The organism is Microcoleus sp. T3_A4, assembly GCF_036700465.1.
In the GTDB taxonomy this organism is placed as follows: domain Bacteria; phylum Cyanobacteriota; class Cyanobacteriia; order Cyanobacteriales; family Microcoleaceae; genus Microcoleus.
This window is the reverse complement of the sequence record NZ_JAUBOY010000017.1, coordinates 23,047-46,427: the sequence shown is the minus strand read 5'-3', so window position 1 is coordinate 46,427 and position 23,381 is coordinate 23,047. Positions and strand designations below refer to the sequence as shown.

Annotated in this window: 16 protein-coding genes and 1 pseudogene; 10 read left to right on the top strand and 7 right to left on the bottom strand. The window is 46.3% G+C overall.

The window, feature by feature from the left end; genetic code table 11:
* The first annotated feature begins 5 nt into the window (after nt 1–5).
* A complete protein-coding gene (locus QUA07_RS11550; RefSeq protein WP_333325232.1) occupies nt 6–479 on the top strand; it encodes a TerB family tellurite resistance protein in 474 nt (157 codons plus the stop codon).
* Between the two features lie 539 nt (nt 480–1,018).
* Here QUA07_RS11550 and QUA07_RS11545 read toward each other — a convergent pair.
* Both QUA07_RS11545 and QUA07_RS11540 read right to left on the bottom strand, forming a co-directional pair.
* Nucleotides 1,019–1,549 carry a peptidoglycan-binding protein gene (locus tag QUA07_RS11545; protein ID WP_333083068.1) on the bottom strand — a complete coding sequence of 177 codons (531 nt, stop codon included), beginning with the start codon at nt 1,547–1,549 and terminating at the stop codon, nt 1,019–1,021.
* Nucleotides 1,550–1,817: 268 nt separating this feature from the next.
* Nucleotides 1,818–3,470, bottom strand: coding sequence for an NAD(P)H-hydrate dehydratase (locus tag QUA07_RS11540; protein ID WP_333325103.1), 1,653 nt, complete (start codon nt 3,468–3,470; stop codon nt 1,818–1,820).
* A 115-nt stretch (nt 3,471–3,585) separates the two neighbouring features.
* Between QUA07_RS11540 and mnmA the strand changes: the two genes are divergently transcribed.
* Nucleotides 3,586–4,668 carry a tRNA 2-thiouridine(34) synthase MnmA gene (gene mnmA / locus QUA07_RS11535; RefSeq protein ID WP_333325101.1) on the top strand — a complete coding sequence of 361 codons (1,083 nt, stop codon included), beginning with the start codon at nt 3,586–3,588 and terminating at the stop codon, nt 4,666–4,668.
* Nucleotides 4,669–5,191: 523 nt separating this feature from the next.
* Here mnmA and QUA07_RS11530 read toward each other — a convergent pair.
* Nucleotides 5,192–5,776, bottom strand: a complete 585-nt coding sequence (locus QUA07_RS11530) for a hypothetical protein (RefSeq protein WP_333325098.1) — start codon at nt 5,774–5,776, stop codon at nt 5,192–5,194.
* A 535-nt stretch (nt 5,777–6,311) separates the two neighbouring features.
* Between QUA07_RS11530 and QUA07_RS11525 the strand changes: the two genes are divergently transcribed.
* The 8 genes and pseudogenes from QUA07_RS11525 to QUA07_RS11490 all read left to right on the top strand — a co-directional run bounded on the left by QUA07_RS11525 (nt 6,312) and on the right by QUA07_RS11490 (nt 18,854).
* The gene (locus QUA07_RS11525; protein ID WP_333325095.1) at nt 6,312–8,285 is read left to right on the top strand and encodes a PP2C family protein-serine/threonine phosphatase; all 1,974 of its coding nucleotides are present in this window, start codon (nt 6,312–6,314) and stop codon (nt 8,283–8,285) included.
* 77 nt (nt 8,286–8,362) lie between these two features.
* A complete protein-coding gene (locus QUA07_RS11520) occupies nt 8,363–8,941 on the top strand; it encodes a DUF6272 family protein (protein WP_333325092.1) in 579 nt (192 codons plus the stop codon).
* Nucleotides 8,942–8,987: 46 nt separating this feature from the next.
* A complete protein-coding gene (locus QUA07_RS11515; protein ID WP_333083060.1) occupies nt 8,988–9,332 on the top strand; it encodes a slr1659 superfamily regulator in 345 nt (114 codons plus the stop codon).
* Between the two features lie 70 nt (nt 9,333–9,402).
* On the top strand, nt 9,403–10,878 hold the full coding sequence (locus tag QUA07_RS11510) for an adenylate/guanylate cyclase domain-containing protein (RefSeq protein ID WP_333325090.1): 1,476 nt from the start codon (nt 9,403–9,405) through the stop codon (nt 10,876–10,878).
* Nucleotides 10,879–11,150: 272 nt separating this feature from the next.
* Nucleotides 11,151–11,246, top strand: a pseudogene (locus QUA07_RS11505) (helix-turn-helix domain-containing protein); the annotation flags it as partial.
* 133 nt (nt 11,247–11,379) lie between these two features.
* The gene (locus QUA07_RS11500; RefSeq protein ID WP_333325087.1) at nt 11,380–16,218 is read left to right on the top strand and encodes a PAS domain S-box protein; all 4,839 of its coding nucleotides are present in this window, start codon (nt 11,380–11,382) and stop codon (nt 16,216–16,218) included.
* 165 nt (nt 16,219–16,383) lie between these two features.
* Nucleotides 16,384–18,033: an ABC transporter substrate-binding protein gene (locus QUA07_RS11495; protein WP_333325084.1), complete on the top strand. Its 1,650-nt coding sequence runs from the start codon at nt 16,384–16,386 to the stop codon at nt 18,031–18,033.
* Nucleotides 18,034–18,194: 161 nt separating this feature from the next.
* Nucleotides 18,195–18,854 carry a pentapeptide repeat-containing protein gene (locus QUA07_RS11490; RefSeq protein WP_333325082.1) on the top strand — a complete coding sequence of 220 codons (660 nt, stop codon included), beginning with the start codon at nt 18,195–18,197 and terminating at the stop codon, nt 18,852–18,854.
* 196 nt (nt 18,855–19,050) lie between these two features.
* Here the strand turns inward: QUA07_RS11490 and QUA07_RS11485 are convergent, their stop codons facing one another.
* The 4 genes from QUA07_RS11485 to acnB all read right to left on the bottom strand — a co-directional run bounded on the left by QUA07_RS11485 (nt 19,051) and on the right by acnB (nt 23,312).
* Nucleotides 19,051–19,431 carry a cupin domain-containing protein gene (locus QUA07_RS11485; RefSeq protein ID WP_445242800.1) on the bottom strand — a complete coding sequence of 127 codons (381 nt, stop codon included), beginning with the start codon at nt 19,429–19,431 and terminating at the stop codon, nt 19,051–19,053.
* 85 nt (nt 19,432–19,516) lie between these two features.
* Complete coding sequence (locus QUA07_RS11480; RefSeq protein WP_333325079.1) at nt 19,517–19,972, bottom strand: nucleic acid-binding protein; 456 nt, start codon at nt 19,970–19,972, stop codon at nt 19,517–19,519.
* 9 nt (nt 19,973–19,981) lie between these two features.
* Nucleotides 19,982–20,440: a hypothetical protein gene (locus QUA07_RS11475; protein ID WP_333325076.1), complete on the bottom strand. Its 459-nt coding sequence runs from the start codon at nt 20,438–20,440 to the stop codon at nt 19,982–19,984.
* 256 nt (nt 20,441–20,696) lie between these two features.
* Nucleotides 20,697–23,312, bottom strand: a complete 2,616-nt coding sequence (acnB, locus tag QUA07_RS11470) for a bifunctional aconitate hydratase 2/2-methylisocitrate dehydratase (RefSeq protein WP_333325073.1) — start codon at nt 23,310–23,312, stop codon at nt 20,697–20,699.
* Between the last annotated feature and the right edge of the window lie 69 nt (nt 23,313–23,381).

Below are 23,381 nucleotides of genomic sequence, written 5' to 3'. Positions count from 1 at the left end.
TGATTATGCAAACCCCACCTCCTCCATCAATTACCCCCCGCCAGATGAATCTGCTGAGAATTGTTGCTTCTATGGCATGGGCAGACGGCGAACTCGCTACCGAAGAAGTTAATTTAATCCTCGATCGCTTTTGTCGTTTGTTTGCCCCAGATACCGACGGACAACAAATGCAACAAGAACTGCGGGATTACATCATGCAAAATATTCCCCTTGATGAGTTGATCGGTCAACTAGAAACTCAAGATGAAAGGGAATTAGTCCTGCAACTCGGCTATGAAGTGATTTCTTCTAGTTCTCGCACTCCCGATGAACCCAAAATTAACGCTGAAGAAGCCGCAGCTTATCACAAATTAGTGAAGTTGCTGAATCTTTCAGAGGATGTGGTCAAGCGTATTGAAGCTGAATCATCGGCTGCAGATACTTCAGAGGGAATTGTCGAGAAGATGGCTCACAAATTAGAAAAGTTCATCAAAGGCTAGTTAGTGACTTGCGCGCGCTTGGCTTAAAAACCCGGTTGATTCCTAGATTTCTCGTTACTCAACGTGGAATTTTTCGTAGAAACCGGGAATAAGCCTCCTATACCTAAGTCTTTTTAGGTAAGTATCGCACTCATATTTTTATGAGTGAAACTATTTATAAATAAAGCTGAAGGGAAATAAACCGGCTTGTGAGTCCCAATTTCCTACGATATAGTAACAAAAAAACACGGGGAAGTTGAGCATATTTTTCATCGCCGGGAACGGTAACAGAATTTGCGATCGCCCTTCCCGCGCGCTGCCTTACCCTTAACGATAATTAGGGACTTAGGCAAAGCCTAAATCCCTAATTTATCTACCGATTTGGGGTGCTCACTGAAAGTAATATCGTTTCCGGCTGCATCAGAATAATAAAATCGAGTCAACAGTCAACACTCAACCATTCAGTTTTTCGACCCGCCCGTCAACAGTCAACAGTCAACAGTCAACAGTCAACAATCATTTCTGAGTACAACCGGAATTGATATGAATCCAACCAGTCATTAGTGCGGTAACTTGCTGAGGGCGTGCCAAGTTCTGTAGCCGACAATACCATCTTGGGGTAAAGCCATGCTAATTTGCAATTGTCGCACTGCTACATCTGTCATCGGCCCGAATAATCCGTCAATGAAGCCGAAATAGTATCCATTCATTTTCAAGACATTCTGAACAATTTTAACAGCATTGCCAGAACTGCCCTTCATGAGGGTCGGCATATTCACAGGTGCACCAGAGTATAGTGCTTCCCAAGTGAGAGGGCCCACAATTCCATCTTCTTTTAAAAAGACGCGGTGTTGATAGCCTTTGACCGCGTTTTGAACTTGGACGCCGAAAATACCGTCAATCGGCCCGAAATAATATGCCCAATGATATAGAAGCTGTTGTAGTTCCTTGACAGCTTGACCTGTTGAACCCATTTGTAAAGTGGGTTTGTTTACTCCAGTGGTTTCAGCAAATGCCAGACTTGATTGAGCAGTAGTATCGGCGACAAGAGCCATAGTTTCATTGTTCAAGCTTCTTTCTTCGGTATACATAATGTGGTTCCTCTCAACATTTAAGTTTTCGTCTTTGATATTTCAGGTATAACTGGTGGGATTTGTGGATGCACAGTCACTTTTTGGAGTGTCACTCATGTGAGTGTCACTCGTTTGAGTTACCCGTGGGTTTGTCGTCAGGAATGCAAGTTGTAATATTTTTATGAGGACTTCTGTCGTCACTACAAACCAAGGGGTAAGGTGCGCGGTGGACACCTACCCAATACAAAGATGCGAGGTACGCACCCTACCCATTACTGTTGATTGTTTACTCGGCAAACTCTCGCAAAGCTGGAATTAAATACTGTGTCAAAGTAAAGGCATCTACTCCTAATTCCGTCCGTTCTTTGGCCGCCAGGATTCCGGCTTGAGCGTGCCACCAAGCTGCTGTTGCTGCAACTGATTGGGGGGGGGATTTGCGGGCGATCGCACTTGCTAATAGTCCCCCTAACAAGCCTGTAAGAACGTCGCCGCTGCCGCCTCTGGCGAGGGCTGGGGTGCTTTCGGGATTGAGGTAGGTGATGGTACGTGAAGCGTAGCTATCCGGTAGGGAATCGTCCTCATCCTTCCAACTTATGCAAACTCTGGCTCCCTTGAGCAATATCGTTGCACCGCAAAGCTGAGCTGCTGCTTGAGTTCCGGCAATTCGATCGTCGCCCGTTCGATCGGCTAAGTCGGGAAATAAACGCTTGAATTCGCCAGGGTGAGGCGTGATAATTGTCAGTGCTGAACGTTCCGACAAAATCGGGACTGTGCCGAGTTGAGCGAGGATATTTAAACCGTCAGCATCTAAAACCAGAGGTCGATCGCTCTCCAGTACAGATTCTACAGCTATTGCCGCTTCCAATGTCAGACCTGGCCCTGCGGCGATCGCATCATAGGTGCCCAAATCAATTGCTACTGGCAACTCGCTAATTGCACCGCTTTGGGTTTCGGGACATCCTATAACTAATGCCTCTGGTAACTGACTGCTCAACATCGGTTTAATCGACTCAGGAACAGCAATTGACAGCATTCCGATGCCGCTTGCTCTTGCTCCTAATGCTGCCAAAATTGCGGCTCCGCTGTAGCGGCGGGAACCTGCAATAATTAGTAAGTGACCATTGGTGTATTTGTGCGAAATTGGCGATCGGGGTAACGGCAAATGCTGAGTTGCCGAGGCTTGTGTAATGCGTTGTATTGCTGGCGTTTCACCCAATATTGCTGCAATATCTGCTGCGGGAATATCAAAATCAATTAATTCGGAACTCCCGATATATTCTAACGCTCTATCTTGCAGAAATGCCATTTTCCACAAACCCAAACATAATGTATGTTTTGCCCGGATTGCCGTCCCCAAAACTTCTCCGGTATCTGTATGAATTCCCGATGGAATGTCTATACTTAAAATGGGTATGTTTAAATTATTTATTTCGTCAATAGCTGCTGCGGTAGCGTTATTAATTTCTCGTTCTAATCCAAAGCCAAATAAACCATCTACGAGCAAAGTGCAGTTTTTCAGATTTTCAATTGTATCAAGAAATGAAATATTTAAAGAACGGGCATAATCAGCGTGATTTTTTGTTAGTTCTTTTAGTTTAGAAAACGGGCAGTAAATAACTACTTGGAAACCTTGAAAATGCAATTCACGCGCCACAACCAAAGCATCGCCGCCGTTGTGCCCGGGCCCAACCAATACGCCGATAACTGGCAATTGAGAATTAACAAGATTTTTCCCTTCTTCCCTTTTCCTTCTATCCGTTAAATCCCGTACATTGCTAGTTGCCGAACTTCCTTCCACTTTCAAAAGCTCCTGAATGCGTAGGGCAATCAGTCCCGCGACTTTTTCCATTAAAGCTGCGACTGGCATTCCAGCAGCAAAGATTCTGGTTTCTATTTGCCGCATTTGGTCGGCGGTGACAACAAATTTTTGAATAGTCATATTAGTGCTAAAATTTCAGCTAACAGCAGCAGTGGCAGGTTGTAGTATACTTGTGGTATAATAAATTAGCTCGATCGAACTAACTCACAGTAAAATAGCAATTTCTCTCAGAATCATGAACAAGATTGTTGTAGGCCTCTCCGGCGGGGTCGATAGTTCCGCAGCAGCCGCAATTTTACACCATCAGGGATATGAAGTGGTGGGTTTAACGCTGTGGTTGATGAAGGGTAAAGGTCAGTGCTGCTCTGAGGGAATGGTCGATGCAGCTAAAATTTGCGAAGATTTGGGCGTTCCCCACCACATTGTTGACAGCCGCGAGGTCTTTCAGGCAAGTATTGTCGATTATTTGGTGGAGGGTTACAGTGCAGGAGTTACGCCTTTGCCTTGTTCGCAGTGCAATAAAACTGTGAAGTTCGGGCCAATGCTTAAGTATGCTCGCGAAGAACTCGGAATTGAAAAAATCGCTACAGGCCACTACGCTCGGATTACTTACAATGCTGATACGGGTCGCTATCAGTTGCTGCGGGCGATCGACCCTGCGAAAGATCAGTCTTATTTCTTGTATGATTTAACACAGGATTTGTTGGCGGGTACGGAGTTTCCTTTGGGGGAAATTACCAAGACAGAAACTCGCAGAATTGCGGCGGAATTTGGCTTGACAACTGCTGATAAGCCGGAAAGTCAGGATTTGTGCTTGGTGGAAAGTAACGGTTCGATGCGGGCTTTTCTGGATAAGTACATTGCGCCACAAAAGGGTGACATTGTGGACAAGTCAGGGCGGGTGCTCGGACAGCATGACGGCGTGCATCACTACACAATCGGCCAGCGGAAGGGACTAGGGATTGCTGCACCGGAACCGCTATACGTGATTGAACTTGATGCTGCTGGCAATCGGGTAATTGTGGGCGATCGACAGTTGGCAGTAGAATCTGAATGTACAGTCCAGAAAGTGAATTGGGTTTCTGTAGCTGCGCCGACGGCTCCGATTCGGGCTCAGGTACAGATTCGCTATCGATCGCACCCTGTCCCCGCTACAATTATTCCTGTGGAACCATCCCAAGCAGAAGAAAAAGTCGGCGGTACAAGAGTTAAGTTGATTTTTGACGAACCGCAGTTGAGCATTACCCCCGGACAAGCGGCTGTTTGGTATGACGGGGATGTGCTGTTGGGCGGTGGCATCATCGAAAAAATTGGGTAGAAACCCCGTCCTTCTAGGACGGCTTTACACGGTGTCGTAGTATAATTTCAGTGGTCAATGACCCACCCGCGACGATGGAGACATAAACCCTAACACCAAAGTTTGCGATGTTTCGCAACGGGGAAGAAAAATCGGTAGACCGGGAAAAGAGGATGGGGCAATGAAATATGCATCCCTTGAATCAAAACGACAAAGAAATTCTTCTGTGGAATTTCGATACATAAAAACCGCTGGGCTAGCGGAGTTAGTCTGTGGAGCTAACATAAGACCATAAAACTCCTTGTGGGTAGAGGCAGTTGCTATGAAACAGAAACCTAAATCGTGAGGTTTGGGAATCACCGCGCCTTTAGGTCGGTGAGGATGTCAACGAAAGAAACCAACTCCCAAATTAAGGCAAGGGGCGGGCTAGAAGCCCAACCCCTACTCCCCACCAGAAACTTCCCACAAGAAAATTCACACTTTTTGGAACAGGCATCTTGCCTGTTCCAAAAGGAAGTTTATCTTTGATTTCACAGACTCAAATTTACCTAGCTAACTTTTTTTCCAAACGCAAGATATTCCCCCTAGCATTAGTGCGGTAAACCCAAGTTTGCCTACCATCAGAAACCACAACCCGCCAACCTTCGACAATCATTTGACCGCAAATTTCATCCGCTTTCGAGAGTCCTAAACAAGTATTCGGCCAACTTTGTCCGCTTGATTCCGTTACTTTCAACTTGTCCGCAGCAATGCCAGTGGATCCCGACAACTCTCGGCGAACTGCTTCTGCTACGGTTGCGGGCAATTGCTTCGGGGGATTTTTGCGCGTACCCTCGGCCAAATTCCCCGGTTCGGAAGTGAGTGTATTAAGTGCCAATACCGAATAGCTGATTGTTTGGGGCACCGCGGCTGAGGAAAATTGCTGCGCGGTTTGCTGCTGTTGCCTTTCCAACTGGGCAAGGGAATCTTTGAGGGCGCCCGCGTTAGCCGCAGCGGTGTGTCTTAGCGCCGGATACATTTCCCATACCAGAATTCCTGTCAGCACCAAAGCCAAGATTACAGGATTGGGCTGCTTTTGGTCTCGGTGTTTATTTTTTTGAAGTTTATTTTTGGAGATTCTTTTCATCATACGCCCTCTGCCTCACTTTACACAATGCGCGATCGCTCCTGAACACTCAACTGCAGATACTTATTTAGACACTATTGCTGGTGCTATTGGTTCCTTTGTGCAGAACCCACTTGACTGCTGGTTGCTGGTGCGGCGCGAGTATTTCCTACTCGCTGCCGGCAGTTGTGCTTCAGGAAACTTGCACTACCCAGTTATTACTTAATTTTTACTTTTTGTCTCAGGGTATTAAGAAAAATTTATGCTTAAGTAAATATTCTTAAAAGCCTCTAATCCTGCCCCCCAATCCCAGTACAAATTACTATTCTTCGTTCCAAAACTGCTAAACGTGTTTTAGACTGTGGGAGGCGAGCTGAGCCAAGGATATCACAGGGATGCCACAAAATTTGTTGCAAGAGGACGAAAACGCCTTAGAAATTAAATCAGCGATAGCTGATTAATTGTCTTAGCATTGTGGTTTTCTAGAGCGATCGTCCCCGAAACTACTTTAGTAGCGATCGCTACTTTTTTAGTATAATCTTATTTAAATTTATCAATTATGAACAGAAAATCCTTGGCTATCGATTTAATGAATCGGCTGAGCTATCCTCAAAAATTTACCTTAATCGGTTTTCTATTTGCAATACCGTTAACCTTGGTCATGTACCTGCTGATTTCCGAAATTAACAGCAGGGTTGATTTTTCCCAAAAAGAAATCTACGGTAATCAATACCTGCGCCCACTGCGCCAGTTGAGGGAATACCTACCTCAACTTCAACTCTTAAATTATCAGCCTTTAAATACAAATTTAAGCCTACCAGATACGAGAGCCGATTTAGAAGCTAAGATGGACGCGAACTTTCAATCCCTGGCTAATACAGAGCGCCAGCTTGGAAACATACTAATGTCCAGTGAAAAATTTAATACTATTTATCAAGATTGGCAAAACTTCAAACTTCGCCGCAGTCAGTGGAGTTTAGAAACTTACGATTTGGTATATCAACGTTTAGCGGCCGACATTAATAGACTGAGCGCTCACGTCGGCGATACTTCTAATCTAATTTTAGACCCCGATCTTGATACCTATTATTTGATGGATGCTACCTTGCTGAAGATTCCAGAAATCCAAAAAATCTTGTCAGAGATTAGGCTTATTTCTCAAACAAACAGCTTGCGTTCCTATGCCACACCTGAAGAAAGAGCGAAACTGATTACTTTGGCAGGCAAATTGAGAGAACTTAATCAGGATTTAGCAATCAATATGGAGGTAGGATATAGCAATAATCCTCACAGGAATCTGCGACAGAAATTAAGCGACGATGTGACCAAATTTAACTCCGTAGTAGAGCTGCTAACTGGGCAAATAGATAAACTGATTTATCCCACAGCCTTAGTGGAATATTATGCCTATATCGATGGCAGCGATCGAGTTCTGAATTCTAGTTTTGAACTGTGGGACAAAACTCTCAATGAATTAAACTTTCTCCTGCAAAAACGCAGTGATAGTTTTGTTGCCAAAAAACGCATAATTTCTATTGTTGTGTTAATAACCTTAGCTCTAGTTATTTATTTATTTGTAAGTTTTTACAGAAGCGTTATGCAAACTGTATTTGTCCTTAACGAAGCTGCAAAAAAGATGGCAAGCGGCAATCTAGACCACAAAATTATTTTGGATAACAGAGATGAACTGGGGCAAGTTGTGGGTGCGTTTAACAAGATTGCCGATGCCTTAGTTGGTGCAAATCAAAAAATTACTGTCCTCAACGATCGCCTAAAAGCTGAAAATATGCGAATGAGCGCCGAACTAGACGTTACTCGCAAGATTCAGCAGATGCTGCTGCCGAAAGACCGAGAACTCAATGCAGTTGTGGGCTTAGATATTGCGGGATTTATGGAAGCTGCTGAGGAAGTAGGCGGCGACTATTACGATGTACTCCAACACAAAGGTAGAGTGAAAATTGGCATTGGAGATGTAACGGGACACGGATTGGAGAGCGGGGTTTTAATGATTATGGTTCAAACGGCAGTGCGAACTTTGCTCGCTTACAATGAACCAGACCCAGTAAGATTTTTAAGTGCTATTAACAGTGTAATTTACGATAATGTGCAGCGCATGAAATCCGATAAAAACGCCACCCTTGCTTTGCTAGACTATGAGGAGGGGATGCTGAAGTTGAGTGGCCAGCATGAAGAAATGATTGTTGTGCGGTGTAACGGTTCTGTCGAGCGGTTTGATACAATCGATTTGGGTTTCCCGATCGGGCTGGATGTAGATATTGATGAATTTGTTGCTGAGAAAATTGTGCATTTGCGTTCAGGAGATGTGGTTGTACTATACACGGACGGGATTACGGAAGCTAAAAATATGGATAAAGTGCTTTATGGTTTAAAGAGGTTAATTGAGGTAGTAGAGATTAATTGGCAGCGTTCGGCTGCCGAAATTAGGCAGGCTGTAATTAAGGACGTGCGATGGCACATTGGCGAACAAAAAGTTTTTGACGACATCACATTGCTGGTACTGAAACAAAAATAACTATTTGGATATGCCTCCTAAAGTTTAAAATATATTCAGCGAGTCCCCTCATCTCAAACTTTAGCTCTCACATCGATATGACTCAGATTTTCGGAGATTTCATCGAGCAGCCCGCTAGCCAAGAATACTTAATAATTGGATTTTCTCCAAGTTCGGTTCCTCTCAAGCAGCGGTGGCGGAACAACGGTTTGTCGGCGGATTTTCTGGCTGACTACCTGACGACTTTTTTTCCGGGCAACCAAGATGAACCCTCGACAATAGAAAGACAAGCTGAAATAAAAAGCGCTGTTAGCTACATTGCCAACGAGTTATTGGAAAATGCCATGAAGTTTAATGATGAAACCTTGGAGTACCCGATCGCTATTAAACTGCAATTAGAGAGCGACGGAGTGATTTTCTCAGTTGCTAACAGCATCTCTCCCCAAGCGGTGGACAAGTTTCAGGCTTATATTCACCAGTTGCTGACCTCCGAGCCAAGCGAACTTTACATTCAGCGGTTAGAAAAAAATGCTGCTGACGACAACTGTACCAATTCTGGATTGGGTTTGTTGACCATGCTCACCGATTATACCGCCAAACTTGGCTGGAAATTCCAGACCGTGCACAAAGACCCGGAAGTAATTGCGGTGACAACTATGGTGCAATTAACAGTATAAGCAACGCTAGCGATCGATAATATCGAAGGGACTTTTTTTTGTGGCTATGGAAATTTATACAGAAGATTACCAGATCTGTTACGATCCAGCAACGGCAACCGTGAGTTTTATTGGCTCTCTAAGGCTAAGCGGGCCTGCAGAGTACGCGCCGATAGCGCAGTTGCTGACTCAGGTTGCCGACGTGGAACCGACAAAAATTACCCTGAATTTTGAGCAGTTAGAATTTTTGAACAGTTCTGGCATCAATATGCTATCGAAGTTTATTATCCATGTACGCAAAACAGCCAAGGTGCAAATGGCGGTACAAGGCTCTCAAAGCATAGGTTGGCACGGTAAATCTTTGAGAAATTTCCAGCGCCTGATGCCTGGTTTACAGTTGGAATTTCTCTAGAAATACGATTACTTTTAGGGTGCGAGATGTTGAGCAATTTTTTGTTAGTCAAGGCGCAAATTCTCGAGTTATGCTGGAAGAACAACCATCTAGAGAACAGCTACTTTTAGAGATAGAAAGATTGCGCCAGCAAGTGGAAGACTTGAAGGAGGAAAAAGCGGATCTGGAAATCTTGCTGGAAACTACTGCTCAACATTCCGATACGGTTGAAACAGAGTTGCGATCTCGCGCATTCGAGGCGGTGCGCGAAGGCGAAATCAAGCTGGCTCAATTTCTCGAAGCGATTCCCATAGGTGTGCTCGTGCTGGATTCTCAAGGCAGACCTTACTACGTAAATCACGCCGGAGAGCAGTTACTCGGCCAAGGAGTTTTGCCCTTAAATTCAGTTGAGGATTTGTCACAAAGTTATCAAATTTATATTGCGGGAAGTGAGACTATTTACCCTTTCGAGAATTTGCCGATCGTTCGAGCTTTGAGGGGCGAAAACGCGACGGCTGAAAATCTGGAGATTCATCAATCCCACAAGAAAGTTCCCCTGGAGATTTGGGGAACGCCAATTTTTGACGAGAGTGGCAAAGTTGCTTTTGCGATCGCAGTTTTTCAAGATGTCACGGAACGCAAAGAAGCTGAAGCGGATCGCCATTTATTTATTAAGAAACTATTTGACCTGAATCAAAACTTGGAAAAATCCCTGGATGCAGAATCAGACTTAACTGATGCCTATGGGCGATTTGTGCCTCACCAATTTCTAAATTTGTTGGGATATGAAAGTATTATAGATGTCCATTTAGGCGATCAAGTGCAACAGGAAATGTCGGTGCTCTTTTCGGATATTCGCGATTTCACGACGCTTTCGGAAACTATGGATCCCCAAGAGAATTTTAATTTTATCAATGCTTACCTTTCGCGGATGGAGCCTGCGATTACTAGCAATAACGGGTTTATTGACAAATACATCGGCGATGCAATTATGGCTTTGTTTAGTGACTTTGCAGATGATGCAGTGAAAGCGGGTATTGCAATGCTAAATATCCTGAAAAATTATAACGAATACCGTCAAGGCGTCGGCTACATCCCGATTCAAATTGGAATTGGCATTAATTCGGGTTCTTTGATGCTGGGGACAGTCGGGGGTACAAGCCGAATGGACAGCACTGTGATTAGCGATGCTGTTAATTTAGCATCTCGCATTGAAGGATTGACCAAAGATTACGGCGTACCTCTGTTAATTTCTCAGCAGACTTTGGAACGGTTGCGAAATCCCACAGATTATGCTATTAGAATTGTGGATAAAGTACAGGTAAAAGGAAAATCTCAATATGTCGTAGTCTATGAGGTATTTGATGCAGATCCGCCGGAAATTTTGTCGGCAAAGCTAGCAAATTTGTCCGTATATAATGAAGCTATGTTACTGTGCGATCGCAAGGACTTCCGAGAAGCGGGAAAATTATTTGAAGAGTGCTTGCGAACAAATCCCAGCGATCATGTAGCTCGCATTTACCTGAAACGCTGTCGGGATTGGCGATCGCTCCTCAAAGGAATTTAAAGCAAGCTAGTCTATTTGAGATTTGAGATTGACTCCATATAGCAATCCTCGCATCACTTGTGAATTTCTTACTTTCTCCCTGCAGGTTCGGGGAGAGTTGGGGTGGGTGAAAAATTTACGACTCCTGTAAGGATTGATATATATCTTGAGAGTGATGACTGACCTCTGGAATCTGTCAAAGGTGTAAAATATAAACAGCTTTATAGCTGTTACTTCTGAGGCTTCTCAAAATAGAACGGCTGAGGGCGGAACAGCCAGCGATCGGTAATTTGGTGCGAGAACGGCGGCCAGCGCTGAACCTGTCTCAGAAAAAGTTGGCGGATGAATTAGGGATGACCTTTTCCACGATTAATCGTTGGAAAAAGGGATACGCTACGACTTCTCGCTTGCCACCCAAGCAAATTTACATCTTGCTGGATGAGTTAGGTGATTCGCCAGATGCAACGGCGAATGCAGTAAGGCACAGCGAGCAAGATATTTTTCGGATAAGGAGTAAAAAGGGTGAGTGTAGAGGGAATCAACAGCATTTTCAGAGATATTCGACTACTTCCCTATGGTGTGGCGATTCTCTCCGTGGTTCTGGCACTGGGGCTAACCCGATCGCTTTTACCGTGGCTCTACCCAACCACGATGCCCCTGTTTTTCATCGCGGTGATGGTGAGTTCCTGGTATGGCAGTTTCGGGGCTGGGCTTCTGGCAACAATTTTATCGACGCTGGCAATCAACTATTTTTTTATTGAGCCATTCTATTCCTTACAGATCGCTAATGTAGAGACAATTGTTCGGATCGGTATGTTTTCGATCGCCGCAGCATTGAGCGCTTCACTCAGTTTATCGTGGCGCAATGCTCTAAAAAATGCGAAAGCAGCCTTGCAAAATTTACAGGAGGCAAGGTTCCTAGAACAAAAAGCCCAGGTTCGGGGCCAAGTAGCACAAACTGCGGCGATTGAGGCACAAGAACAGCTAGAAACGGTACTTTCTAGCATCAACGATGGGTTTTACATCCTCGATCGCGATTGGCGCTACACCTATGCCAACGATCGCTACTGTGAAATGGTTGGAATGCCGCGGTCAGCGATTCTGGGTCAGAACGTTTGGGAGTTATTTCCCGCTGCCGTTGACACCGATGCTTATGTGCAGTTTCATCGGGCAATGCGCGAACAAACGCCACTCCAGTTTGATTATCTGTACTCACCTTGGAAGGGTTGGCATGACCATCGAATTTACCCTTCCCCCAGTGGAGTGACCGTTTTGCTTGCTGACATTACCGATCGCAAACAGGCAGAACTCCTCCTAATCGAGCAGAAACGACTGCTGGAGTCGATCGCCTTCGGACAGCCACTCGACGACTGTCTGGCAGCAGTGTGTGACTCAGTATCCAGGCTGAATCCGGGTACCCGCGCGGGCTTCCTGCTAGCGGATGCTCAGCGGTTAACTTTTAACAGATCCATTACTCCAGACTTTCCACCATCTTTTGCTGAAGGACTTCAAGATGCTCCGATTAACGATTTGTGCATTGGAACCTGCGGCGAAGCAGTGTATAGCGGTCAGCCAGTGACCTGCGCCGACATTGCCAAGGACGATCGCTGGTCGCAAGCATGGCGAAATTTATGCGTGGCTCATGGCATTCTAGCCTGTCATTCTCAGCCCGTGTTCAGGCACGACAATCTACCTATGGGGTCGCTGATGCTGTGCTTTAGCGAGGCGCGGATGCCGACTGATTGGGAACATAAACTTGCGGAGTTCGGCACCCAAGTTGCCAGCATCGTCTTCGAGCGCGATCGATCATTCCAGGCGTTGCGTGAGAGCGAAGAACAGCTCCGACTGGCTTCCGAAGGCGGCAATTTGGGTTTGTGGTATTGGGATATGGAAACAGACACCCTGAGTTTGACGGACATAGCCAAAGCGATGTTTGGTTTACCCGTCAATACGGCAATGTCGATGCAGGTGTTTTTAGAAGCCGTGCATCACGACGATCGCCCATTCGTTCACACCGTCCTCACTGAGCTAAAAACGAATCAAGCGCATACTGAAATTGAGTATCGGACGCTGTGGGCAGATGGCACCGTTCGTTGGATTTTGGCAAAGGGCGATTGCGCCTACAACGCTGAGGGCATCATAATTTCGACGCGGGGCGTATTAATCGACATCAGCGATCGTAAACAAGCCGAAGAAGCGTTGCGTCAAAGCGAAGAGCACAGTCGGAACATTCTAGAGAGCATTGATGATGGATTCTTTTCCCTTGATGAGAATTGGCATTTCACTTACGTGAATCGGTCAGCGGAAATTCTGCTAGACCGCACTGCAGGCGATCTGATTGGCAAGAATGTGTGGGAAGAATTCCCCGGACTCAATGGCAGCGAGTTTGAGCGGGTTTATCGGCGCGTGGCAAACGAGCGCGTGGCTTTGTCAGTCACGGCGTTTTATCCCGATCACGATCGGTGGTATGACGTTCGCACCTACCCTGCCGCGAAGGGGATTACCATTTATTTCCGAAATGTCACCGATCAACAACTGGCGGAGGAGGTATTGCAACAACGAGAAGCAGAACTTCGTTTAGTCACCAATGCCGTGCCTGCCTTGATTTCCTTTGTAGACTCAGGTCAGTGCTATCGCTTCAACAATCGAGCATATGAAGAATGGTTTGGACATCCGGCAGCGCAAATCTATGGCAAGCACCTTCAAGAGGTTTTAGGCGAAACTGGGTATGAAGGGATTCGTCCTTATGTTGAGCAAGTCTTGGCAGGACAGGAAGTGACCTTTGAAACCCAAATTCCCTACAAAGATGGTGTAACCCGTTATGTCAATGCGACCTATGTTCCCCGCTTCAATAGCCAGGGAAAAGTTGAAGGGTTTGTAGCACTGGTCAACGATATCACCGATCGCAAACAAGCCGAAGCCACACTACGGGAGAGTGAGGCAAGGTTCCGGCTGATGGCAGATGCCGCCCCTGTGCTGATTTGGATGTCGGGCACCGATAAACTCTGTTATTACTTCAACCTCCCGTGGCTCAACTTTACCGGACGGACGATCGAGCAAGAAAGGGGTAATGGCTGGGCAGAAGGAGTCCACCCCGACGACTTTGAGCGCTGTTTAGACACCTATGTGACTAGCTTTGATGCCCGTCAACCGTTCAAGATGGAATATCGTTTGAAACGCTTTGATGGCATATACCGTTGGGTGATGGATGAAGCTGTTCCTCGTTACGGATTGGAAGGTGAGTTCTTGGGCTACATCGGCTCCTGTGTTGATATTGAAGACCACAAACAAGCTGAGGAAGCGTTGCGCGAGAGTGAATCCCGCCTCCGTCTGATCTTTGAAAGCGCCAAAGATTATGCCATCTTCACCCTCGACCTTAACGGCATCATTGCCAGTTGGAACTCAGGGGCAGAACGGCTGTTGGGCTATACCGAGACAGAAGCAATTGGTTGCTCCAGTCGGATGATTTTCACACCTGCAGATAACGAACAAGGACAAGCCGAGTACCAGAGGCAAACGGCTCTACTGCAAGGACGGGCCGAAGACGAACGCTGGCACGTTCGCAAAGATGGGAATCACTTTTGGGCGAGTGGATTGATGATGCCCCTGCTTAATGAAGCGAATTCTTTGCAGGGATTTGTCAAAATCATGCAGGACAAGACCGCACAACGGGAAGCAAGTGAGCGACTGCAATTGCTGTATGAAACTACCCGCGATCTATTGAATACAGAACAGCCTCTGGCGTTGATGCACGCGCTATTCCGCAAACTTGCAGTGCAACTCGATCTGCACTGTTACTACAACTTCATGGTGGAAGAAAAAGACAACCACCCGATGCTGCATTTGAGAAACTACGATGGCATCTCTGAAGAAACAGCGCAGGCGATGGCATGGATCGAATTAGGGGAATATCTCTGTGGACTGGTTGCCCAAACGCAGCAGCAAGTTGTCTTTAATCAAGCCCAACTTTCCACTCATCCGAATGCTAAAGCCGTCTGTGAAATGGGCCTCACGGCTTACGCGGGTCAACCGTTAATCGCTCAAGGGCGGTTATTAGGAACGCTCTCATTTGGCAGTTTGACTCGGACGGACTTTACGCCTGCTGAAATCGATCTGCTGCGATCGACCTGTGACCAAATCGCGATCGCTCTGGAACGGGCAAATCTGAACGATTCACTCCAGCAGCAAGCGGAACAGCTAAGACAGGCAAATCGGATCAAGGATGAGTTTTTAGCGGTACTATCCCATGAATTGCGATCGCCCCTCAATCCCATCCTGGGGTGGACAAAGCTGCTGCAAACTGGCAAGCTGGATGCGGCCAAAACTGCACAGGCGTTAGCGACGATCGAACGCAATGCCAAGCTGCAAACTGAATTGATTGAAGATTTACTTGATGTCTCGAAAATTCTCCAAGGCAAGCTCAGTCTTAATATTCGTCCAGTCGATTTAGCTTTAACTGTGGAATCGGCGATCGAAACTGTTAATTTGGCTGCTGTTGCTAAATCCATTGATATTCGGACTGCGTTAGATCCTCAGATTGGACAGATTTTGGGGGATTCGGGCCGTTTGCAGCAAATTGTCTGGAATCTTGTTTCCAATGCGGTCAAATTCACCTCAACCGGGGGGCGCGTTGAGGTGAATTTGACTCGTGTTGGCAATCACGCTCAAATTACTGTGGCTGATACAGGGATTGGCATCGCACGGGAGTTTTTACCCTACGTGTTTGACTACTTCCGGCAAAAAGATGGCGCTACAACCCGCAACTTTGGTGGCTTGGGATTGGGGCTGGCGATCGTGCGGCATCTAGTGGAACTTCACGGCGGTACCGTTGGGGCCCAGAGCCAGGGTGAAGGGTTAGGGGCAACCTTTACCGTAAGACTGCCTCTATCAGGGAAGGTAAGACAAGAAAACTCTCTTGCAAGACTTTCGGAACGATCGACTGCGGATGAACCGTTATCCGGGATGCGGATACTTGTGGTAGATGATGAGCCGGATATGCGAGAGTTGATTTCCTTTTTGCTAGAAGATGCAGGTGCAGAGGTACTGACTGTTGCTGTCCCTCAAGAAGCCGTCACAGCGTTGACTAATTTCCAGCCAGATGTCCTTTTGAGCGACATTGGAATGCCGGGGATGGATGGCTATATGCTGTTGCGGCAAGTGCGAGCCCTGCCGCCAGAACGGGGTGGGCAGATTCCCGCGATCGCCCTGACTGCCTATGCGGGTGAGTTTAATCAACAGCAAGCTTTGCAAGCTGGATTTCACCGACATCTGGCAAAGCCGATCGAACCGGATAAATTAATTAAGACGATCGCCGCGCTTCTTAGCAATAACAGTCATCGCCCAGCAAGCTCTAAGGATTGATGCGATCGAGTTCAAGCCGATCGAACATCACCAAGCTTTTAAGTTGCTCTGGTTAGGCAGCGATATTTGCATTAAAGGAGAATCTATCAATAAATCCGGTTTCTAGTCTAAGAGTGCGTAAGTCCTGATAATATAATCAGTAATTTGGAGTGTCAAAAAAAGACGATGAGAATCAACAAGCTGCAGCCTAAAATATTTATAAAACCTTCAGTGATTAAAGCTATAGCTCTGTTCTGTCTGTGCTGCTTGTTAACTGCAAGTTGCGGACAGGGATCACGTCGATCGGTGACTGCGAGCGGCGAAAATGCTAATAACCGCGTTACTATTGGCACAACCTTGAAATTGCGGACGATCGATCCTGCGGACGGTTACGAAACCTTATCAGGACAATTGCTGCGAAATTTGGGCGACACTCTCTACACCTACGAGTCTGGAACTACAAAGTTAATCCCGCATTTAGCGACAGCAATGCCAAAAGTTAGCCAAGACGGATTGACATATACAATCCCCTTGCGTCAAGGAGTTATTTTTCACGACGACACACCGTTTAACGCCGCTGCAATGGAATTTTCCTTGCAGCGGTTTATCAAAAATGGTGGCAGTCCGGCTATGTTGTTGAGCGATGCAGTAGAATCGGTAAAAGCCACGGGCGAATACGAATTAACTTTTCAACTCAAAAAGCCTTTTTCTGCTTTTCCTTCCCTGTTGACATTTTCCGGTATGTGTGCTGTTTCTCCGAAAGCATACGAGATTGGACAGGGTAAATTTAAACCCGATACGTTCGTGGGAACTGGACGTTACAAGCTGGCCAAGTACGGCAGCGATTCTCTCAAGTTTGACGTGTTTGAAAAGTATTGGGGGGAAAAGCCGGTTAATCAAGGAATTGACATTTTGCTGCTTTCTAGTTCGTCAAATTTGTTCAATACTTTTCAGACTGGTGCCGTTGATGTGGCTTATTTGTCTCTGGATGCAGACCAAGTTCAAAGCTTGGACGAGGGAGCAAAAAAAGGGAAATGGCAGGAAATCGCGGGGGAAAGCAGTACGGTTAATTACATAACGCTGAATACCAAGTCTAAACCGCTGGACAAGTTAGAAGTCAGACAGGCTATCGCAGCAGTGATGGATCGCCCGGTGATTAACGAGCGCGTACTGCGGGGACAAGCACAACCGCTTTACAGTCTGATTCCCACAAACTTCGACGTTCAAAAACCAGTTTTTAAAGAACTCTACGGTGATGCCAACACTACAAAGGCTAAGGAACTTTTAACGAAAGCGGGATACTCGGCCACCAATCCTTTCGTTCTGCCAATTTGGTATGCTTCGGCTTCCACAAAACGAGCTTTAGTGGTGAGCATGATGGAGGCGCAAGCTAAACTCAAAATGGACGGGATAATGAAGGTAGAAATTAACAGCGTGGAATCTCCGACTTTGTTCCAAAACATAGAGAAGGGAATTTATCCTGCGGTTTTAGTGGATTGGTCCGCCGACTTTTTTGACGCTGACAATTACATCCACCCGTTTTTAGATTGTGCGACAGGTTCCGAGGCGGGGGGCTGCTCCAAGGGTCAAAGTCAAAGTCAGGGTTCGTTTTATTATAGCGATCGGGTAAATCAACTGATCGACAAGGAGCGCAAAGAAACAAACCCTGAAACCCGCAAAGCCCTATTTGGCGAAATTCAAGACATACTGGGTCAAGATGTACCTTTCATCCCTCTTTGGCAAGATAAGGACTATACTTTTGCTCAGAACAGCATTACCGGCGTCCGTCTCGAACCGACGCAATCTTTTCCTTTTTGGTTCCTGAAAAAGCAATAATTCTTTACAAGAATTTCTAGGAGTTGAAACGTCAATAATTATTGCATAGTTTGTGCACAATAGGGTGATGATTGTCACAGTTTATCAAAGAGACTGATCACCCTAACCTCTTTAATGATGTGGGATATTATTAAAAGAGAGATATTGCTGAGGGTGGGTATATGAAACTTGGAATTTTAACAACAACAGGGCTGCTGATTGCGATGGGTTTGGCATCGGGAGTAAAGGCAGAAAACGTATCCCACGTCAAGCAACTATTAGAAACTAAAAAATGTAGCCAATGTGACTTGACAGGAGCGCAGCTTGCTGGTATGGATCTGAGCGGGGCAGATTTGAGCGGTGCGAATCTCAGAGGTGCAAATTTGAACGGTGCAAATTTGGACGAAGCCAAGCTGAACGAAGCAAATCTGACACAAGCTAAATTGCAAGGTGCGAGTTTAATTGGGGCTAAAATGCACGGGGCTAATTTGGAGGGTGCTGATTTGAGCCGCGCTAATCTGAGTCTGGCGGGTTTAGTGATTGCCACTTTGAAAAATACCAACCTCACCAGCGCTAATTTAATCGGCGCTAATTTAGAAAGCGCCAATTTGGCGGGTGCGAACCTGAGAAATGCTCGCCAGTCTCTAGCGAATTTATCTAATGTCAGCCTCAGAGGTGGCAGTTTGGCGGGAATAGACGTACAGGGAGTCAACTTGCGGGATGCAAATTTGACCAATGCAAATTTGAACGGTGCAAATTTGAACGGTTCGGACTTGACAGGTGCTAATTTAAAGAATGCCAATATGGCAAATGTAGATTTGAAAAACGCTTCTTTGCCGTAGGACGATCGCCAATTGCTATATCAAATTCTGGTGCTTAACAAAGTTAATATAATAAGGTAGGGGCAATTGTGAAATTGCCCCTAAGTTTTTAATTGTAGGATTTATCTTGTTTCCGGTCGCTGCGTAGCGTAGGTCATTGTTCGGTGTGCGAACCTTTTCCCAGGCGTCTGCGATTGGTTCATATTTGGATCTAGGATCAATCTGCCTCGTGAGCATCTTGGGCGAAACGGATAATGTCATCATCGCCGAGGTATTCACCATTTTGGATTTCAATCATCACCAGGGGAATAACGCCTGGATTTTCTACGCGGTGAGCAGTATTCATGGGAACGTAGGTTGACTGTTTCTGCATGAGAATCGTCTCTTTGTCGTCGCAGATAACTTTAGCGGTACCGGAGACGACAACCCAGTGCTCGCTGCGGTGATAGTGCATTTGGGTGCTGATGTGATGCCCCGGCTTGACTTCAATGCGATTGATCTTATAACGATCGCCCGCGTCTATGACTGTAACTTGACCCCAGTAGCGGGTTTGTGTGCGATCGTCAATTTTTTCGCTTGTCTCCACTGTTTCCACCATCCTGTTTATCTCGCCAACGGTGTCTGTAAAAATATCTGTAGTTCAAAGTATAGCAGGGATTGGCTAAGTGCGATGGATTTAAAGATTACTCAATTAGCCGCCACTCGCGAGCATCAACAAATTGCGACAAATGCCCCACATTTGTTGTAGCAATTACCACCTCATGGCCTTCACTTGCCTCCAATATTGCTTGCGCCGCCAAAATCACATCACCGTCAAGTGCATTGGCTTCTGCGGTTGGTCTTCCTCTCATTCTCGCTTGTGCCCACAACTGAGCCGCTAAAAGCATTACCTCGGTAGTCAAAGGACGGTAGGGGATTTGCGATTTAAGTTGATCGAGTCGTCTAATACCTGCCGTTTTACCTGCACGAATTAATTCGCGCCTCACCTCATAGTCAGCAATTTCAGGAAGCATGACAATGTAACCTTTCAGTGGCAAAGATTGCAGCCAAAGTTGGCCCTCTTGATATAAAGGAGAGTCGGCTTTTGGATTTGTAACAATTCCTAATGGCCCCGAATCTAACAACACTATTCTGCTCATGGAATGCTCTTATATATGCACGGGGCTTTCTTCTAGTGCCTTGCGGAGAACTTCAGCGGTTTCTGTTTGCTCCTGTTCATCTCCATCATCTACCCAAGACTGTAACAGCTTGCTCAGAGCTTCGTGCTGCTGTAAAGGATCGATAATTTCTGGTTTTTCGTTATCCTCATTTCCTTCCTTTAGCCCCGCTCGCATTGCTCTGGTCATAGCTTGATTTCTGTTGATACTTCCCTCCTTCGACACTTTAGTAAAATCTACATTTTCAGGTGTCTCGGCGGGTTTCGACAATCCTGGCTTAACTGTCACAGTTTCCAGAAATAACCTCATCATTTTAAGCAAATTAGGCCAATATTCTCTCGGAGTTTGCTGAATTACACTGAGAAACTCTACCATTTCATTACCAATGCGAATTGCTGGCGCTGAAGTTGGTGTCTCTGGGTTTTCAGTGATTAAATCTCGTTCAGACATACTTTTTTTCTCCTCAATCGGATTTATAGGAATTGGCAGGTCGATATCCTGGATGGGAATTAGAGATTGGCGATAGAGTTCGACTCTACTTATATTGTAAACAAAAGACGGGGATGATTCATCCAGATTATGGACAATTCTTGAACCGCAGATCTCAGCGGATGAACAGAAATGTACGCAGATAAAATTAATTCATCTGCGTACATCTGCGTTTATCTGCGGTTCAAAATAACCATCTGAGTCAGCTTCGATGATATTACTTGCTCAACACACCATCAGGAATCCCCAAAATATCCTCAATTCGAGGCATATCTTCCAAAGCAATCACTCGCCCTTCATCCTCAAAACCAGCAATTTGATCGAAATTCAAATAGCGATACAAATCACCAGCAAAAGGATCGATTCTCTTCGACACAATGTCATTGTATTCTTGGACTGTAGGAATGCGACCTAACAGCGAACAAACAGCAGCCAGTTCTGCCGAACCGAGATAAACTTGAGCATCTTTGCCCATGCGGTTGTTAAAGTTACGAGTAGAAGTTGAAAAAACCGTTGTCGCATCTTTAACCCGCGCTTGATTGCCCATACAAAGACTGCAACCGGGCATTTCTGTACGCGCTCCAGCGGCCCCAAAAATGCTGTAATAACCTTCTTCTTTGAGTTGCTGTTCGTCCATGCGAGTTGGCGGACAAATCCACAGGCGAGTTTTCACTTCCCCTGCACCTTCCAATACCTTCGCTGTGGCGCGGTAGTGACCGATATTTGTCATGCAGGAACCGACAAATACTTCGTCAACCCGATCGCCCGCAACGTCACTCAACAACTTAACATTATCCGGGTCATTCGGAGCAGCCACAATTGGCTCTTTAATCTCGTTCAGATCGATTTCGATGATTTCAACGTATTCCGCATCAGCATCCGCCTCCATCAGCACCGGATTAGCCAGCCATTCCTCCATCTTCGCCACCCGGCGCATCATCGTCCGCGCATCTTGATAGCCCCGCGCCACCATATTTTTCAGCAGCGCGACATTGGAGCGAATGTACTCGGAAACAGTCTCCACGCTCAATTTAATCGTGCATCCGGCGCAAGAACGCTCGGCCGACGCATCGGTCAATTCAAAAGCCTGCTCTACCTTCAAATCGGGCAAACCTTCAATCTCCATAATCCGTCCAGAAAAGATGTTTTTCTTGTTCTGTTTCGAGACTGTCAGCAAACCTTTTTGAATTGCCACATAGGGAATTGCATTCACAACATCCCGCAGCGTTACTCCCGGCTGCAATTCGCCTTTAAACCGCACTAATACCGATTCCGGCATATCCAAAGGCATGACGCCCAAGGCAGCAGCAAATGCCACCAATCCCGAACCTGCAGGAAAGGAAATTCCCAGGGGAAAACGAGTGTGAGAATCGCCGCCAGTTCCCACTGTATCTGGCAATAACATTCGGTTCAGCCAAGAGTGAATAATGCCGTCTCCCGGCCGCAAAGCTATGCCGGCGCGCTCTGCCATGAAATCGGGCAATTCATGGTGAGTTTTGACATCAACTGGTTTTGGATAAGCGGCGGTGTGGCAGAAACTTTGAATAACCAAATCAGCGCTAAATCCCAAACAAGCAAGTTCTTTCAATTCGTCCCGAGTCATTGGTCCGGTGGTATCTTGCGAGCCGACTGTTGTCATTACTGGTTCGCAAGATGTACCGGGACGAACGCCTGACAAACCGCAAGCTTTGCCTACCATTTTTTGTGCTAAAGTGAAGCCTTTGCCCGTATCTACTGGGATTGTAGGACGGGTAAAAATAGTGCTAGGTGCTAGTCCTAAAGCTGCGCGGGTTTTGTCGGTTAAAGTGCGTCCAATTAATAGCGGAATTCGGCCACCTGCGCGAACTTCGTCTAGAATTGTGTCAGGTTTGAGGGTGAATGTGGAGATAATTTCTCCGGCTTCGTTGGTGATTTCGCCTTTGTAGGGATGGATGGTAATTACCATTCCTGTTTCCATTTTGGAGACATCGCATTCGATCGGCAATGCACCGGAATCTTCAGCGGTATTGAAGAATATCGGGGCGATCGCACCTCCTAAAATATAACCGCCACTGCGTTTGTTCGGCACAAACGGAATATCATTGCCAATGTGCCAGAGCACGGAATTAATCGCCGATTTCCGTGACGAACCCGTACCGACAACATCACCAACATAGGCTACGGGATGACCTTTTTGCTTCAATTCTGCAATGGTTTGTAAAGCCCCAGGCATCTTACTTTCCAGCATCGCCAAAGCGTGTAGGGGAATGTCCGGCCGCGTGGTAGCATGAGGTGCAGGCGACAAGTCGTCAGTATTGGTTTCTCCAGGAACTTTGAAGACTGTAACGGTAATCGCTTCTGGCAATACAGGACGGCCTGTAAACCACTCGGCATCCGCCCAAGAATCGACTACCTGCTTGGCGTAGGGATTGGTATCAGACAAAGCTATAACGTCGTGGAAAGCGTCGAATACTAACAACGTTTTGCTCAGTGCCCGGGCGGCGGTGGCGGGAATGGCGATTTCGGCAGTGGGGTTGAGCAAATCGATTAAAGATTGGACGTTGTAACCGCCCATCATTGTCCCCAGCAGGTAAACTGCCCATTTGGGAGCAATTAGGGGGCTGTGGATTTCGCCTTTAGCAATGCCAGTTAAAAAACCAGCTTTGACGTAGGCGGCGCTGTCTACTCCGGGCGGGACGCGATCGCGCAATAATTCTATTAAGGTTTCTTCTTCTCCAGCCGGCGGATTTTTCAGCAGTTCACACAGTTCCGACGTTTGCTGGGCGTCTAGCGGCAGCGGTGGAATTCCCAAAGCGGCCCGTTCGGCAATGGTACGGCGGTATGATTCAAGCATTTCTCCTCTCTCCTCGGATAGTATTCGGTGGTTGGCAAGTAGGTGACTTTACTTTTTAGATTAGGAGCT